The following is a 15,835-nucleotide window of genomic DNA, read 5'->3' on the forward strand; positions in this document are numbered from 1 at the left end:
GGCGCGCTGCCGGGTTTTCATCCGGCAACGCGCCTGTCACTTGCTCGACTCAGAAACGAATCGTGACGGATTTCGGTTCCGTATAGGCATCGATGAACGACGAGCCGTACTCACGGCCAATACCCGATCCTTTCGCACCGCCGAACGGCACGGCCGGATCGACGAGCGTATGCATGTTCACCCACACAGTGCCGGCCTCGATGCGCGGGACATAGCGCAGCGCCTTCGAGAGATCGTTCGTCCACAGGCTCGCGGTCAGCCCGAATGGCGTGTCGTTCATCATCGCGATCAGTTCTTCGTCATCGTCGAACGGCACGAACGCGCCGACCGGGCCGAAGACTTCGTTGCGGTACACACTCGATTGCAGCGACTTCGGCAGCACGACCGTCGGTTTCACGTAAAAGCCGTCGCGCGCATAGGCACCGCCGCCTGTGACGATCGTGTCGCCGTCCGCGCGCGCCAGGTCGAACGCGTCGAGGCACTTGCGAAATTGCGGCTCGTTGCACACCGGGCCGATCATGCCCGCGTCGTCCATCGGGTCTGACGGCTGGAAGCTGTCCAGCCGCGCCTTCAGCTTCTCGACCACCTCGTCGAACTGCGAACGATGCACGAAGTAGCGCTCCGCCGATGCGCACACCTGCCCGCTGTGCAGGAACCCGGCCTCGATCACGCCATCCAGGATTTTCTCGACCGGCGTATCGCGCAAGAAGCCCGCCGCGTTCTTGCCGCCCAGCTCGAGCGTGACGCGCGTGAAGTTCGCTTTGACGGCTTCCTCACCGATGATGCGGCCGGTCGGTACCGAGCCCGTGAACGACACTTTCGCGATGCGCGGATCGCGGATCACCGACGCACCGACCCTGCCCGAGCCGTTGATCACGTTCAGCGTGCCCGGCGGCAAGCCGGCTTCGGTGCCCAGCTCGGCGATGCGCAGCATCGTGAGCGGCGTGAACTCCGACGACTTGATCAGCACCGTATTGCCGGTCGCGAGCGCCGCGCCGAATTTCCACACCGGAATCATCACCGGAAAATTCCACGGGATGATGCCGAACACCACGCCGAGCGGCTCGCGCAACGTGAACGACGTGTACCGCTCGCCGTTCATGCTCGGAAACGACGGCGCGAGCGTTTCGCCTGCGATCTTGGTGGCCCAGCCCGCGTAGTAACGCAGCCAGCGCGCCGACCAGCTCACTTCGATCGCGCGCGACAGGCCGATCAGCTTGCCCGACTGCGCCGTTTCGATTTGCGCGATCTCTTCGCCGTGCGCGTCGATCAGATCCGCGAACCGCAGCAGGATGCGCTCGCGATCGGCCGGCGTCACCTGCGCCCACGCGCCGCGAAACGCACGATGCGACGATGCAACCGCCGCCTCGATCTCGTCGGCGGTCGCCTGCGCGACGGAGCCGATCACCGCGCGCGTGGCCGGGTTGCGTACCTCGATCCGTTCGCCGCCGCTGCCGGCGACGGCCCGGCCGTCGATGTAGTGACCGTGCTCGCGCGCGAGAAACCGTTTGACCTCGTCCAGCATCTGCACCAATGCCATTTGCCTGCCTCCGGAAACCCATGTGAATGAAACGCCCGATCAAGCCGCGTTGGCGATCAGGTCCGATGCCTTTTCGGCGAGTGCGATGGTCGGCGCGTTCGTGTTGCCGCTCGGGATGCTCGGCATCGTCGAGCTGTCGGCCACGCGCAGCCCGGCGATGCCGTGTACACGCAGTTGCGGATCGACGACGGACGACACCGCATCCGTGCCCATCCGGCACGTGCCCACCGGGTGATAAACGGTCTTCGCTGCGCCGCGCACCCAGTCCTCGATGCCCGCTTCGTCATCGGGCGGACAATCCGGCGAGAAGATCTCGTCGACGTGCTCCGCGAGCGCGGGCTGGCGCAGGATCTTCAGCGCCAGCTTCGCCGCGCGAATCTGGCCGTCGACGTCGCGGCGGTCGGCCAGATAGCGCCCGTCGATGCGCGGCAGGTCTGCCGGATTCGACGAGCGGATCGTCACGCGTCCGCGCGAATGCGGTTGCAGATGGCCCGTCTTGATCGTGATGCCGTGCGTCTTGCCCTGCGTCACGCCGATCGGGTCGTCGAACGAATCGATCGTTGGCAGGAAATGGAACTGCACGTCCGGCTGCCCCTGCCCGCAGGTATCCACGAACGCGAACCCCTCGAGCACCGGCGAAGTCAGGATGCCCGAGCGGAACAACTTCCATTCGATGCCATGCTTGAGCGCGCGCCATCCCTTGTCCTGGCCGTAGAGCGACACCGGCGTGCGGATCGTCGCGTTGACCGACATGTGCATGTGATCGTGGAAGTTCTCGCCGACCGGCAGCACGTGCTTGACCGCGACGCCCGCGCCGTCGAGCACGCTGCGCGGCCCGATGCCGGACAGCTGCAGGATCTTCGGCGAACCGATCGCGCCGGCCGTCACGATGATTTCCGCACGCGCCTTCGCGGTTGCGCGACGGCTGCCCTGGCGATAGGTGACGCCGATCGCACGGCCGCCTTCGATCTCGACGCGCTCGACCAGCGCATCGACTTCGAGGCTGAATTCAGGGCGGTTCCGGATCGATTTCAGGTACGTCGCGGCGGTCGAGCCACGCTCGCCGTTGAAGATCGTCGCCTGATAGAACCCGACGCCTTCCTGCCGCTCGCCGTTGTAGTCGACCAGGTAATCGAGGCCCATCTGCTGGCCGGCCCGCACGAACGCCTGCGACAGCGGATGCCGGTAGCGGATCTCGGTGACCTGCAGATGCCCTGTGTTGCCGTGATAGGGCGCCGTCAGCGATTCGTTGTTTTCCGCCTTCGCGAAGTAGCGCAGCATGTCGTCCGCGCCCCAGCCCTTGCAGCCGAATTCGTTCTCCCAACGGTCGTAGTCGTTGCGGTGCCCGCGCACGTACAGCATCCCGTTGACCGAACTCGATCCGCCGAGCACGCGCCCCTGCGGCACCGCGATCGAGCGGCCCTTCACGTCGTCCGACGGTTCGGCCGCATACGGCCAGGTGTGACGCGGAATGGCCTTGGCAAGCCCGCCCGGCATGTGGATGAACAGGTCCTTGTCGTGCCCGCCCGCTTCCAGCAGCAGCACGGTGCCCTTGCGGCGCTCGACGAGGCGGGTCGCAATGGTGCAGCCGGCCGACCCGGCGCCAATGACGATGTAGTCGAAAGTTTTATCGGACATCCTGGTATGCGCCCGCCGTCGTCCGCGCAACGTTCGCCGGCGCGTCGTGCCGCCACGTGCGTCGCCTGGCCTCCGGCGGTGTCTCCTTGAAAATCGGTGATGGTTCCTGATGGCGCGAGCCAGCCCGTGCGGTTCGTTGCGGCGCGACGGGAATCGCCGCGGCGAAAGCCCGATGCGCGGACGGCTTGTCGACCGCGTTCCGATTCTAGAAGTGGTCCGCCGGCATACCTCGGCGCTCCGTGCACACTTTTAGCTTCAGCGTGCAGAACGGCATGGCCACCGTACCGGCTTTTTTCATTTGCATTAATCTTGGTGCGTTCCCGGCACCTCCCCTCTCCCGGCCATGGCACATGAACTCGTCGTCAGCGCCAGCAACGGCAGCGCAAACCTGCGAGAACTCGTCGCAGACAGTTTCCTGCCGCTGGTTTTTCACGACACCGGCCCTCTTTTCCAGATGTCGGTGCGCGTCGCATCGGTGGGCGGGCTGCGCATGGCGGAGGTGGACACCACGGCCGTCCGGGTCGACCGCGATCGCGCACTGGCCGCGCGCACCGAAAGCGACTGCTACAAGATCCTGTTCCAGATCGCCGGGCAAAGTCGCATCACGCAACGCCACACGACGTCGACCGTCAATCCCGGGGAATGGGTGATCTACGACGCGACTCAGCCGTACCGGATCGAATCCGCGCACGCGTCGCGCTTCGTCGCCGCGCTGACGCCGCCGCGCAGCAGCACGATGTGGCGGTGGTTCGTCGAACGCGCGGGCGTCCAGGTACGCCAGACCGTCGGCAATGCGCGGCTGGCACTGCAGTCGATCCACTTCCTGATGGACGGGCAGGTGCCGAACGATCCGGAAAGCCTGTTCGGCTTCGAACAGTCGACGCTGATGCTGCTCGATTCGGTGATCCGCCGCGAGGCCGGCGATTCGCTCACCGGCGCCGACGCGCGCAGCGCGACGCTGCGCATGAATGCGGAAATCCATCTCGCGCATCACTACCACGACCCCGACCTGTCGCCGGACCGGCTGGCCAGCGCGCTGAACGTGTCGAGGCGCACGCTTTACAGCGCACTCGCGGCGACCGACCAGACGCCGCAAAGCCTGATCCAGGAATACCGGCTGCAGGCGAGCCGGCGTGCGCTGGAGGATCCGGCGGATACCAACCGGAATCTGCTGGAGCTGGCGATCGCATGCGGCTTCTCGGACATCACGCACTTCGGCCGCGCGTTCAAGGCGCGGTTCGGATGCAGCCCCGGCGCTTACCGGCTTGCGCACCGCACCGTGCCGGGGGCGTGACGCGCCGCGTCCTGCGGCCTTTCATCCTTCTTTCTGCATGCCGTAACAACCACGCCAGACAGCGATCCTCTCCGGCATCGGGAATAAATCCGGCGCCGCGCCGGTACATCGGGTGTCGCCACGCCGTTCGCCGCGCCGGACGTGCGGGCGCGCGACGCCCCACCCGATTCCGCGAGACCGATCATGTCACAGCCCAACCACACCGCCTACGCACGCTTTGCGATCGCCATGCACTGGTCGATCGCGATCCTGATCCTGTTGAACCTGTCGATCGGGCTCTACATGGATACGTTTCCGCACAACTCGTCGCAGTTCAACGGCATCCTGTTCTATCACGCGTCGATCGGCAGCCTGATCTTCATGCTGACCGTGCCGCGCCTCGCGTGGCGCGCGACGCACACGCCGCCGCCGCTGCCGGGCAGCGTTCCGGCGTGGCAGGCACGGATCGCCGGCGCATTGCACGGCGTGCTGTACCTGCTGCTGTTTCTCGTACCGCTGACCGGCTACGTGCACCGCCTTGCGGGTGCGCACGCGGTCAGCTTCTTCGGCATCGCGAACCTGCCGATCCTCGTTGGCCGCGACGAGCCGTTGCGACTCCTGACGGATGCGCTGCATCGCGCGCTCGTACTGACGCTCGGATTGCTGCTGGCCCTGCACATCGGGGCCGCACTGAAACACAAGTTCGTCGATCGCGACGGAGTGGCGGGGCGGATGGGGATCTGACGGGAACGGGAACACGCGCCGGCACGCGCGCTGTAAGCATGTGTAATCGATTTGGGAATCGATCCTTCGTACGCTGTCGTCACTCTTCCGTGCGCCCGGTGTCTCCGCAAGCGACGCTGCGCAGGACGGAAGAGATTCAGACGCCGCAAGCGTCGTCACTCAGCCGAGTGTTCTTCAACGATAAAGCGTGAAAGGAACCGTCATGTCCCAGATCCTGAGTACCTTCAACATCATCGATGTGCTGACCGCGTTCGACGTCGACGAAATCCTGAGAAAGAACAACAACGTGCTCAGCACGAATCCGGACAAGCCCACGTCGCTCGGGAACAACCCCGACACCGTCTACATGATCACCACGCTGGCCAACGCGGCGTATGGCTACGGCCAGGGCCCGCTGCAGGGCGTGAACCAGGGCGAAGCCGGCAGCAATCTGCGGATCAAGGCCGACGTCAACGACGTGATCCGCTGGCGCACCGTGTCGTTGACCGACGTGGCCGACTACAAGTGCTTCATGTATCGCTTCACGGCGGTCAGCGGCAATCTGCTGAGCGAGGTGTCGTACCTCACCGCCAACGTCACCGAGCCTTACCCGGCGGCGGGCTGGCCCGGCAGCAACCGCGTGAACGAAGAGCCGCGCGCGGACTACTACGCGCAGGCCACGGTGATCCGGCCCGGCACCGAAACCTACACGTTCGTCGTCGCCATCTACGACCGCCACGCGCAACTGAAGGGCTATGTCACCTGGGATCCGTACATCACCGCCAACAACCGCTGATCCCGGACGGGCGCCTCGACACGGCCGGTGCAGGCTTCGCACGAGGCGCCCGGCGATACCGGGCGGGCCGAACCGGTCCGCCCCATGCCGCTTTCCGGCCAGGCGGGCCCGCGATCAGGTCACAGAAACAGCAGCGCCGGATTCAACGCCGTTTCGTCGCACGGCTGCCCGCGCCAACCGAGTCTCACCGGCACCGAGTACAACCGTTGCGCACCGAAGCGCGGCCAGAAATGGCACAGCCCCGGCGCGATGACCTGCACCACGCACAAGCCGATGTCGGGCCGCGTCTTGTCGACGACGAGCACGTCCATGCCGGCCGCCGCGATGCGCCCGGTGCAATGCGCAAGCGCCGCCGGCAACGACGCGGCATCGATCGGCTGCCACGTCGAGCGTGTCGTTGCGGGCACGCCCGCCGCCGGATACAGGAATCCGGTTTCCGGCAGCGTGTCGCGATCCCACGGATGCGGTGCATCCGCTGCGATATCGAGCAACTGGTTGACCTCGGTCAGCGCCCGCTGCACCGCGATCCGGCCATCGGGGTGGCAACCGAAGCCGATCGAGAAACGCCCGTCCTGCGGATTCTCCGCGAGCGCGGCCACGGTCGGCACCCCGAGATCGGTGGTGATGTCGAGCGCCCACACACGCCATCCGAACGTCGCGTATTCGTGTTCGAGCGCGTCGAAATACGCGTCGCCGAAACTCGCGAGATCGATGCCGGGGCGGGCGACCCGGTTGTACCACCAGATCGCGACCGCATCGCGCTCGATCAACTCGAGCATGCCTTGCAGAATCGCCTCGTCGACGCTCGAACCGGCCGCGCAGCCGTTGGGGTTGTGCACGCAGGCGGCCAGGGCCCGCGCACTGCCGGGCGTTTCCGCATAGCAGTAGCTGAGCGGCACGAGCCGGCGCCTGCCATTCACGAGCGACCACGCAGGCGTCCAGTCGATGACGTCGTGCGACGTGAAGCGCGGCGGCACCTGCTTGCGAACATCGCGGGTCAATGCATTGATCGCGTCGCGCGCGTCGAATTGCCGATCGCTGAACTCCTGAAGTTCGTTCACGTGGATGGGTTCGGCGTCACCGGCCGGATCGGCGAGCAGGCTTTCCATGCTGCCGGTCACGGTCGCCTCGTCGCCCTGATACACGCTGCTGAAGCGTTCGAGCGCTTCGCACAGTGCGCTCACGCGGGCTTGCTCGTCGGTGCTGCCCTTGCCGGAGCAGATCCGGTCGAACCGGTTGCTCTCCGGCACGGCGGCCGGGCACACGAGAAAACCCGACGCATAGACCTTGCGCAGGCCCGCGTGCCGCTTCGGCATCGGATGCAGATACGCAATCGCGCCGCTGACCGGCGAGATCAGGTGCGCGTGGCGCTCGAACACCTGTTGCGGACCGGCGGTCCGGTAACCACCGTCGGCGCGTGCCAACGGCGCATGCCCGGCAAGCCGCGGCGCGCGCGCCGCCTGCTCGCGCATCCACGCGGGATTGCCGCAGCACGGGCATTGCGGACGCCGGATCACGCGGTGGCGTTCGACGGCCAGCGTGTCGATGCGTTGCGCGACGATATGCGTGTGCAAACGTTCCGCCACCGCGCGGTTGACCGCGATCTGCTCGACCGTCGCCGCGACGAGCGCCGCCGCCGCCGCGGCCCCGGCACGCGACGCGGCCGGCGGCAGACGCGCCGCGCCGCTGCCGTGATGACGCGCCAGCAGCGCCTCGACCGGCCGGTTGATGCGAATCCAGTAGCGCACGCATTCGATGCACGGCGCATCGGCATGCGCGCCGCCGCCGGCCAGCAGCGGCCCGATCAACGTCTGCACACCGCTCGCCGCCACGACCAGCAGCGCGCCGCCGCGCGCCGTCACGCGGGCGGCGCATGCGGCGAGGTCGTCGCGGTCGTGCGTATCGGCGATCGCAACCGTCAGTTCGGCATCCGGCACGACAGCGATGCCGGCCGTATCGAGCGCACGCCGCAGCGCCGCGCCGTCGGCGCCGAAGGTTTCCACCGCGACGCGCAGTTGCGCGACGCGCGCCTGCGCCGCGTCGCCGTCCAGCCCGGCGCGCTCGAAGAAGCCGCGCGCCGCGTCGTCGTCGTGCGGCGGATCGGCACGCACGTACCCGCGGCGCACCAGGTGATCGAGCCGCGCGAGCACGTCCCATTCGCCGAACGTGCCGGCCAGCGCCGTCACGATTTCGGCGATCGTCATGCGCGCCCGCACACTGGCGGCAATCTGTACGTAGATCGCGCCGGACAGCATTGCGCGCCTGAATTCGTCGACGACGAACAGGGTCTCGGGCCCTGCATCGAGCACGAGCAAATGCGGCTTGAAGCGCAACACGCGCGAAAGGTCTTCGAGCATCGTCTGGTTCCGTGCGACGGATCGGAAAAACGTTGCGCGGCCCGGGCAACCGCCCCGGGCCGCGCAACGGTGCGCGGCTCAGCCGCGCCGGGTCAGCAACAGGTGAACAGGTAACACGGCCCCGCGTCGCAGTAGGCTGCGAGCGCGACGGCCTCCTCGTCCAGGTGCGTCGGCTGCTCCGGTATGCCGACCGTCATCACGTTGCGCGGCAGGTTCCAGCTCCCGCCGCCTTTCCCGTCGCCCGTCCAGCCATGATCGCCGTCGGTCTTCGCGATCTCGATGTCGATGATCCACGGACACTGGTAACCGAAGTATTTCGCGAGCGTATCCAGCGGCTTGTCCAGCAGTTCGCCCTTGAACGCCGGGTCCCGCCATGAAAGCGCGATCGCGCGCAGATAGACCTTCTGAAACTCCAGCATCGATTCGAGCGTCGGATTGGCGTTGTCCTTTGACATGTCGGTTTCCCCGGAGTCATTCCATGATGGTGATGTGGCTCGCGTTGTACGCGGCCAGGGCTTGCGCGAACTGGGCCTCGTCGGCCGGCGCGGGCGGCAAATACAGCGTGAGCCTGTTTTTCTGGCCGGCCGTCCAGTCGCCATTGACGGTCGGCGTCCACGCCGACGACTTGATCTGCACCTTCAGGTCGAGCTTGAACGGAAAGTGATAGTCGAAATGCTCGCGCAACGCGTGGACCGGATCGTTCTCGAGCTCGTGCAGAAACGCCGGGGAATGCCATGCGAGGGCGATCGCCCGGATGACGGTCGCGCGGTATTCGAGAAACTGTTCGTACGTCGGTAATCGAAGATCCTTGCTCATCGGTCTGTTCTCCTGAATGACGAATGGAACTGCTTACGGCAACGACTGCAACGTCGCTTCGGCGAGCCTGGCGATCCGGCCCATGCCCGCCGCCGTTGCAATTTCGACTGCGCGCCGGCACGCGTCCAGCGCGGCCACGCCGCCGCAACGCGGATCGGCCTGGCGCAAGTACTCGCACTGCTTCAGCAACAGCTGGGCTTCGTAATACCGTTCCCCGGTCGACTCGCACCATGCGAGACACTGCCCGACCTGCGCGAGCGCGGCACCGTAGTCGCCGCGTCCGGCATCCAGCTCGGCGAGCAGCGACGCGTAGTAGGTCAGCCCCAGCAGGCCGCCCGATTGCCGCTGCGCGTCGAGATGCGCGACGACGCCCGCGCGATCCCCCTGCGCCCACGCATGAATGATCGCCGCGTAGTGCCCGACCGCACGCAGCCGGTGCGCATCCGACAGGCGGAGAATCGCTTCCGACAGCGAGCGCGCCGCGTCGCGATCGCCTGCGAGCTGGTATGTGCGCGCGAGGTACATCATCGTGACGCCGAGCGTCGGCAGATGGTCGAGGCACGTCGCGCAATACACGGCGTCGCGCGCCATCGCGAGCGCCGGCTGCGGGTCGTCGTCCATGCACCAGCGCACGCTCGCGAGCGATGCCATCGTCCACGCGCGCGTATCGAGCCCGAGGATGCGCCGGTGGCCCGCATCGCGCCGTACGTCGTAGCCGGCCAGCGCCGCATCGAACGCGGTACGGGCGCGCGCGAAGTGGCCGTCGACCCACAGGCTCATGCCGCGCATCGCATCCGCCGCGACCTGGACGCCGGCATCGCCGCGCTCGGTCGCGAGTGCATCGAGCCGCAGGCCGATCGCGCGCACAGTGGGACGATCGCCTGCGACGTGGTAATAGGTCGACAGCGTCCACAACGCGCTGATCTCGAGTTCCGGATCATCGAGCGTCTGCACGTGCCGCAGCAGCAGCTCCGCGTGCTCGCGCACCTGCGGATCGGCCCAGCCGAAGCGCGCCATCGTCGCGTGCGTCAGCGTGGCGCGGACGCGCGCGCTGTCGTGCTCGCGCTGCGCGTAGTCGGCATTGCCGAGCCAGTCGAACACGGCCTGTCCATAGCGGATCGCATCGTCGTACCGGGAACGCTCGAGTGCGCGGCGCGCGGCGTCGATGCCGTGAGCGATCGCATCCGCCCAGGCGCCTGCACGCGCGAAGTGCCCGGCAACGCCGAACGCATGCGCACCGGCGCCGCGATCGGCTTGCTCGACCAGCGCACGGCCGACGCGCGCATGGTTGCCGCGCCGCACGGCAGGCGGCATCGATTCGTACGCCGCATCGCGAATCAGCGCATGGCGGAACGAATAGAACACGCGATCGCGTCGATGTTGCGCATACACGATCCGCTCTTCGAGCAGCAGCCGCAGATGCGCGTCCAGCGTGGCCCGATCGTGCGGCGATGCCTCGGCGAGCAGTTGCGCCTCCACCTCGAGCCCGATGGTCGCGGCGAGCTGCGCGGTGTCGCGCGCGTCGTCGATCCGGTCGAATGCAAGGCCGAGCATGCCGCCGAGACTGAGCGGAAGCGGATCGGGATCCGTTGCCCACGGTCCGGCGAGCGAGCCGTCCGCGCCGCTCATCGCCAACTCGCGCGCGACGGCCTCGATGAACAGCGGAATGCCCGCCGTGCGATCGGCGAGACGGTCGAGCCACGCCGGATCGAATGCGCCCGTGCCCAGATGCGCCGACATCAGGCGCTGCGCATCGTCGCGCGGCAGGCGGCGCAGCACCAGGCGGTCGGTCGCGCCGCGCCAGCGGGCGAGCTTGTCGGGGCGTGACGTGAGCACGATGCAAAGTGCCGCCGCGCGCGGCGAGCGCTGCAGATACGCGAGAAACGCCTCGGTCGAGCGATCGATCCATTGAACGTCCTCGACCACGAGCAGAACCGGTGCGCCGTTGCCGAGCGACATGATCAGTTGTTCCAGGACGTCGAACAGCGCATGTTGCTCGCGTACGCTCGACCACAGGAACCCGTTCGCATCGCAAGGCAGCCCGAGCCAGGTCGCGAGCGCGACCCGGGCTGCCGCATGATCGCAATCGAGTGGCGCGATCATCGCGTCGATCGCCGCGAGCGCCGCCCCAGGCTCGCGATCGGCTTCGATATGCCAATGCGCGCCGATGAACCGCAGGACCGGGAACAGCGCATGGTTTTCCCGCTCGGGCAGGCACCCGCAATGCGCGAACGCGTGGCCGCGGGTCCGGACGGCCTCGCACAGCTCGTGCGCGAGCCGCGACTTGCCGAAGCCCGCATCGCCGACAATGAGCCGCGGCACGCCGAGCGGCGCAGGCTCGCCGCGCATCGCACGACGATGGCGCCCTTGCGTCTCCTGCCATGCGCGCAGCAGCGCGTCGAGCTCGCGCGCGCGGCCGACCATCGGTGTCCGCATGCCGGCGTCGAGCGAATCGAACGGCGTATCGGCCTGCCGCTCGCCGAGCAGTTCATGAACCGGCTGCGATACGAGGCCCGCCCGCGCGAGCCGCAATGCGGTCGGCCGGGAATCGGCATGCCGTTCGAGCACGAGCCGCGCGTCGTCGCTGATCAGAACCTGTCCGGGCCCGGCCAGCCGCAACAGCCGCGACACCGCGGCCGACGTCGATGCGCCCGACATGTGCGATGCGTGCGCGAGCACCTGCCCGACATGAATCGCGGCGGCCACTTCGACCCGCCAGCTTTCTCCTGCGCCGGCCACGCCGACGGTGGCCGACGGCACCGGTAGCAGGGCACGCTCGGCGACCCGCACCATGTCGAGCGCCGCCCGCGCCGCGCGGCGTGCGGGCCGGTCGATGTCACCCTGCAGACCGAAATGGAACAGCAGCGTGTCGCCGAGCCGTCCGCCCGCGTGCGCGCCGTAGCCGACCGCGATATCGGCGCACTTCGTCAGCCACTGCGCCTCGTAGCCGTCGAGCGCATTGCCGTGCTCGGTGCCGGCATGGCGTTGCGGGCCCTCTCCGGCAATCGTCACGCAACAGCACAGCGTGGTGATCTGGCGATATTCGCCGACCGCGGCGATCGTCTCGCCGTGGGGCGCAGGCGGGCGCGAACGCGTCTGCCGGCCGGCACGACCGGCGTCGAACTGGCCGACGAGCGCCGCGAAGTTGAGCGCACGAAACTGCGCCGCGAGCGCGTCGGCCGACGCCGCGCGCTGCTGCGGATTCTTGTTCAGGGCGCGCCGCAGCACCGCGCCGAGCGGATGCGATGCGATCGACGGCGGGAGCGCGACATCCACCGGGCTCAGCTGCTGATAGAGGATGTCGGCCACGCTTGCGCCCTGCATGACGACATCGCCCGTCAGGCATTCGATCACGATCAGGCCCCACGCATACAGGTCGCTCGCCGGCGTCGGTGGCTCGTTGCGCAACTGCTCCGGTGCGCAATAAGGCGGCGAGCCGAGCACCTCGGTCGCGAGCGTGGCGGTCTGGCGCGCGATGTCGTCGGTACCGGGCAGCAACGCACCGATGCCGAAATCGAGGAGCTTCGCGTGCGGCCCGTCATCGGCCATCGCGATCACGATGTTCTGCGGTGTCAGATCCCGATGCACGATGCCGCGCCGATGCGCGGCCGCGAGCGCGTCGAGCACCTCCGTCATCAGCCGCCCGGTGTCGACGGCCGACAGCGGCCCCTCCGTGGCGAGCCGGTCGCGCACGGTCCGGCCCTCCACCAGTTCGAATACGGCGAACAGCCGCCCGTCGAGCGCCTCCCCCTGATCCAGCAGCGCAACGATGTTCGGATGCCGCAGCGCCTCGCACAGGCTCGTTTCGCGCCGGAAGCGCGCACGCCGGCGCGCGCGCTCCGCTGCGGTCAGCGCGGCATCGTCTCGCATCAGCTTGATCGCGACGTCTTGCCCGGTCTCGTCGCAGGTCGCACGAAACACCACGCCGTTGCCGCCTTCGCCGAGCAGCGGGCCGAGCCGGTAATGCCACTTGCCGGCAAGCGCCGCGAGCGGCACGGCATGCTGACCCGGTTCAGGGGCGTCCGGCCCGGCGGGCGGGCGGGATAGGGTCGTCGACACGGCCGGCTCCCCCGCGTTCACGAGCAATGGACAACCGGGCCCGGCGCCGCACGCGGCACGCCGATACGCGGCCCGGCGACCGGCACCGACTGGCATTCGAGGTGCTCGCCGCGCATGATCCGGAACGGAAAATCGCCGAAGCGGACGCTGCCGCGCCGGCGCTCGACGAGCTGGCTCGCGCCCAGCCCCGGCAGGGCCGCGAACTGGCTTCGCGCACGATGAATCTGCACGTTGACATGGGACGTGTCGATGCCGAGCATGCGCGCGAGGCGGTCGAGTTCGATCCATCCTTGCGTGGCGGCGTCGTAGCCGGCCTGCATGTCGGCCGAACGTGCGCGAGCGAGCGTGACGAGGCTGTAGTGATGGGCGCGCTCGCCGAGGTCGACCACGCCGCCGCGGACATGCAGCAGCATGCGCACGTGCTCCTCGTTCCGGCTGACGAAGAATTCGAGCAACTGCGCGGGCGCGGCCGGAACGGTGGAGGCGGCGAGCATCACCGTCGAGGCGTTGCGCACGAGGTCGAGGCGCCACGCGAGGTCGCCGGTCGACACTTCGTCGCCGTCATGGAGCGCGCGCGGCGGCAACGTGTCGTCGCACAGCCATTCGCCGGCCGGCGAACGAACGATCGTGACCGGTTGCGCGGCAGGAGCAGGCAGGCTCTGGCGCGGCGCGAGCACGATCGGGGCTGCGGCGCCGCGGATCGGCCACAGCGTATCGGCGGGATCGTCGAGCGTCTCCACACGCCAGGGCACCACACCGGCCCTGCCGAAGCGGATCACGTCGCCTTGCCGCAGCACCGCGTGCTCGCCGTCGCGCAACGACACGCCCGATACCGACGTGCCGTTGCTGCTGTGATCGTGCAGTTCCCACAGCCCGCCGACCCAGCGGATATGGGCATGCACACGGGACACCGACCCGTCCCGGATGACCGTGTCGCAGCGTGCATCGTCGCGGCCGAATACGTGATACGCGCGGAGCAGGCATGCTTCCCCGGATGAATCGTTCTTGAGTATCGCCATGGCCGCCCCGTGTCGGATTCGCCCGGTTCGCTCGAGTGACGCATCGACGCTGCCGGGCAAGCGATTGATTCAATGATCGCGAACCGTGCCGAATGTCCGCGCCTCGTTACCTGTTTTCTGGTCAGCTTCCTTTCAAATCGTTGTCCAGGCGCCGCGCGTTATTTTCATCAAATTAAATTGTCGAGCGCGTTGTTGTTGTAAAACCATCCATCCCGATGAAAATCCTGCCAAATAAAATCACGCACCGCAACCGGAATACCCAGCCAGCGATCTTATATTGCAATGCTTTACATTTTCGAAGAAATTCCAGCTCGAAAATAAAAGGGTCGAAATTCTTCATATCCGCGCAAACCTCCGCCAGATATACGCCAAAGCAACAAGACGATATTGAATGACGGTGCAAATTTAATGACCTTTGCCGCCGCGGAAATTTTGTTTGATCGGCCGAAAATAAAATCTGACAGTTTCAATAAATTAAACAATGTTCATTGATGTTTTTATAATCGCCATTGCTTAATTTATTCGATAAATCGTGCTGCACCACGGCGAATGTTTCGCAACGCTGTCGACCAGCGAATTCGCTTCGGCATCCGCGCGTGCCGATCATTTGATCGAACGACCACGGCACCGGATCCGGCATCATCCGTCCGGTCGTTGGGATCGACCCGCCAGCGGCATCATCGGAATGCACCGACAGAACGCCTCGCGCGCGCAGTCCGGCACTGTTAGGGGGCCTCTGCGGACCATGCAAATCAATGATTTGGCCATCTTTTCTGCGAGTTTTCCCGCGACCATGTGGCAGAAAAGATGACCCCTCCCTACAAAATTCGCAGAAAAGTTGATCCCCGATCGAACCCCTGCCTAGAAGTTTTTAAAATCAAAGACTTGCGCGCACGGTGCCTCCCCCCACAAAAGGTGGTGCTCATGAATCGAGACGGTCCGACCTACCCCGCATACGAGTTGCCGAAGCCCTGGTTGCTTGAGGTTCAAGGCCCGATGGCAGGCTCGCGTGTGCTGTAAATGTGTGCATAGTATGCAAATAGCGAACGGCTAACGACCGCTTCCGTGATCAGATGGACACCTCGATACGAAGGCCACGACGAGTGTTCGCGCTTTGTCGAATCGATATGCAGAGCTTTGTTGGGTGATCTCGCTCAAGCATGTTCAGCACCTGAACTGAAAGTCGAGCGGCGGCAATAGTAGTGCGGCACGAAGAGATACAGCCCGAAGAGGTGCGTGCTCCCCTCGACGGGCACCTGAACATCGCTCAGCGTGTCGAGATCACGCCAAAGCTCACTGCAGAGACGGCATATGTCGGCAGACGCCGTGTGAGGAATCGTGAAGTGTCGTTGCGAAAGCAACCGGGCGTCGTGCAGACTTGAAAGTTCGTCGTCTGAGAGCCGCAAGCACGCTGAGAGCCGATCGACGACTGCCTGCGAGGGAGGGTCCTTCGTACCGAGCTCAATGGCCGAAACGTAGCTTTGCTCAAGCGCCATGGCAACTGCCAGATCCTTCTGACGGATGCCGTAGCGAAGTCTGAGTGCGCCCCTCAGGCTACGCGCGAATTCTCAGAACCGAGCAACAATAGGCCACCTGCATAGGGCCCGCATGACT

General features: G+C 66.5%; 12 protein-coding genes. 3 read left to right on the forward strand and 9 right to left on the reverse strand.

Going from position 1 to position 15,835, the window contains the following annotated elements:
- Positions 1-49: 49 nt before the first annotated feature.
- Together ACWMMN_RS31995 and ACWMMN_RS32000 are read right to left on the reverse strand one after the other, a co-directional pair.
- Positions 50-1,540, reverse strand: coding sequence for an aldehyde dehydrogenase family protein (locus ACWMMN_RS31995; RefSeq protein ID WP_059238229.1), 1,491 nt, complete (start codon positions 1,538-1,540; stop codon positions 50-52).
- A gap of 39 nt (positions 1,541-1,579) precedes the next feature.
- Positions 1,580-3,178, reverse strand: a complete 1,599-nt coding sequence (locus ACWMMN_RS32000; RefSeq protein ID WP_486423661.1) for a GMC family oxidoreductase — start codon at positions 3,176-3,178, stop codon at positions 1,580-1,582.
- A 343-nt stretch (positions 3,179-3,521) separates the two neighbouring features.
- Here ACWMMN_RS32000 and ACWMMN_RS32005 point away from each other — a divergent pair, with 343 nt between their 5' ends.
- The 3 genes from ACWMMN_RS32005 to ACWMMN_RS32015 all read left to right on the forward strand — a co-directional run bounded on the left by ACWMMN_RS32005 (position 3,522) and on the right by ACWMMN_RS32015 (position 5,970).
- Positions 3,522-4,472, forward strand: coding sequence for a helix-turn-helix domain-containing protein (locus tag ACWMMN_RS32005; RefSeq protein WP_174991738.1), 951 nt, complete (start codon positions 3,522-3,524; stop codon positions 4,470-4,472).
- A gap of 183 nt (positions 4,473-4,655) precedes the next feature.
- A complete protein-coding gene (locus tag ACWMMN_RS32010) occupies positions 4,656-5,195 on the forward strand; it encodes a cytochrome b (protein WP_059238236.1) in 540 nt (179 codons plus the stop codon).
- A gap of 202 nt (positions 5,196-5,397) precedes the next feature.
- Entirely contained in the window at positions 5,398-5,970 is a 573-nt protein-coding gene (locus ACWMMN_RS32015) for an AidA/PixA family protein (RefSeq protein WP_059238238.1), read from the forward strand.
- Positions 5,971-6,089: 119 nt separating this feature from the next.
- On the opposite strand, the gene ACWMMN_RS32020 is transcribed toward ACWMMN_RS32015, so the two are convergent.
- The 7 genes from ACWMMN_RS32020 to ACWMMN_RS32050 all read right to left on the reverse strand — a co-directional run bounded on the left by ACWMMN_RS32020 (position 6,090) and on the right by ACWMMN_RS32050 (position 15,774).
- Positions 6,090-8,327: a TOMM precursor leader peptide-binding protein gene (locus tag ACWMMN_RS32020; protein ID WP_486423662.1), complete on the reverse strand. Its 2,238-nt coding sequence runs from the start codon at positions 8,325-8,327 to the stop codon at positions 6,090-6,092.
- Positions 8,328-8,419: 92 nt separating this feature from the next.
- Positions 8,420-8,782, reverse strand: a complete 363-nt coding sequence (locus ACWMMN_RS32025) for a BMA_0021/BMA_0022 family TOMM bacteriocin (protein WP_059238242.1) — start codon at positions 8,780-8,782, stop codon at positions 8,420-8,422.
- Between the two features lie 16 nt (positions 8,783-8,798).
- The gene (locus tag ACWMMN_RS32030; RefSeq protein WP_174991736.1) at positions 8,799-9,143 is read right to left on the reverse strand and encodes a BMA_0021/BMA_0022 family TOMM bacteriocin; all 345 of its coding nucleotides are present in this window, start codon (positions 9,141-9,143) and stop codon (positions 8,799-8,801) included.
- Between the two features lie 33 nt (positions 9,144-9,176).
- Positions 9,177-13,223, reverse strand: a complete 4,047-nt coding sequence (locus tag ACWMMN_RS32035) for a TOMM system kinase/cyclase fusion protein (RefSeq protein ID WP_486423663.1) — start codon at positions 13,221-13,223, stop codon at positions 9,177-9,179.
- Positions 13,220-14,221 (reverse strand): FHA domain-containing protein, encoded by a 1,002-nt coding sequence (locus ACWMMN_RS32040; RefSeq protein WP_486423664.1) that lies wholly within the window; start codon positions 14,219-14,221, stop codon positions 13,220-13,222. The genes ACWMMN_RS32035 and ACWMMN_RS32040 overlap by 4 nt, the downstream gene beginning before the upstream one ends.
- 466 nt (positions 14,222-14,687) lie before the next feature.
- Positions 14,688-14,912 carry a hypothetical protein gene (locus tag ACWMMN_RS32045; RefSeq protein ID WP_155627243.1) on the reverse strand — a complete coding sequence of 75 codons (225 nt, stop codon included), beginning with the start codon at positions 14,910-14,912 and terminating at the stop codon, positions 14,688-14,690.
- Between the two features lie 463 nt (positions 14,913-15,375).
- Complete coding sequence (locus ACWMMN_RS32050) at positions 15,376-15,774, reverse strand: helix-turn-helix domain-containing protein (protein WP_081051971.1); 399 nt, start codon at positions 15,772-15,774, stop codon at positions 15,376-15,378.
- Positions 15,775-15,835 lie beyond the last annotated feature (61 nt).

Source organism: Burkholderia cepacia complex sp. TUM26381 (assembly GCF_057439935.1).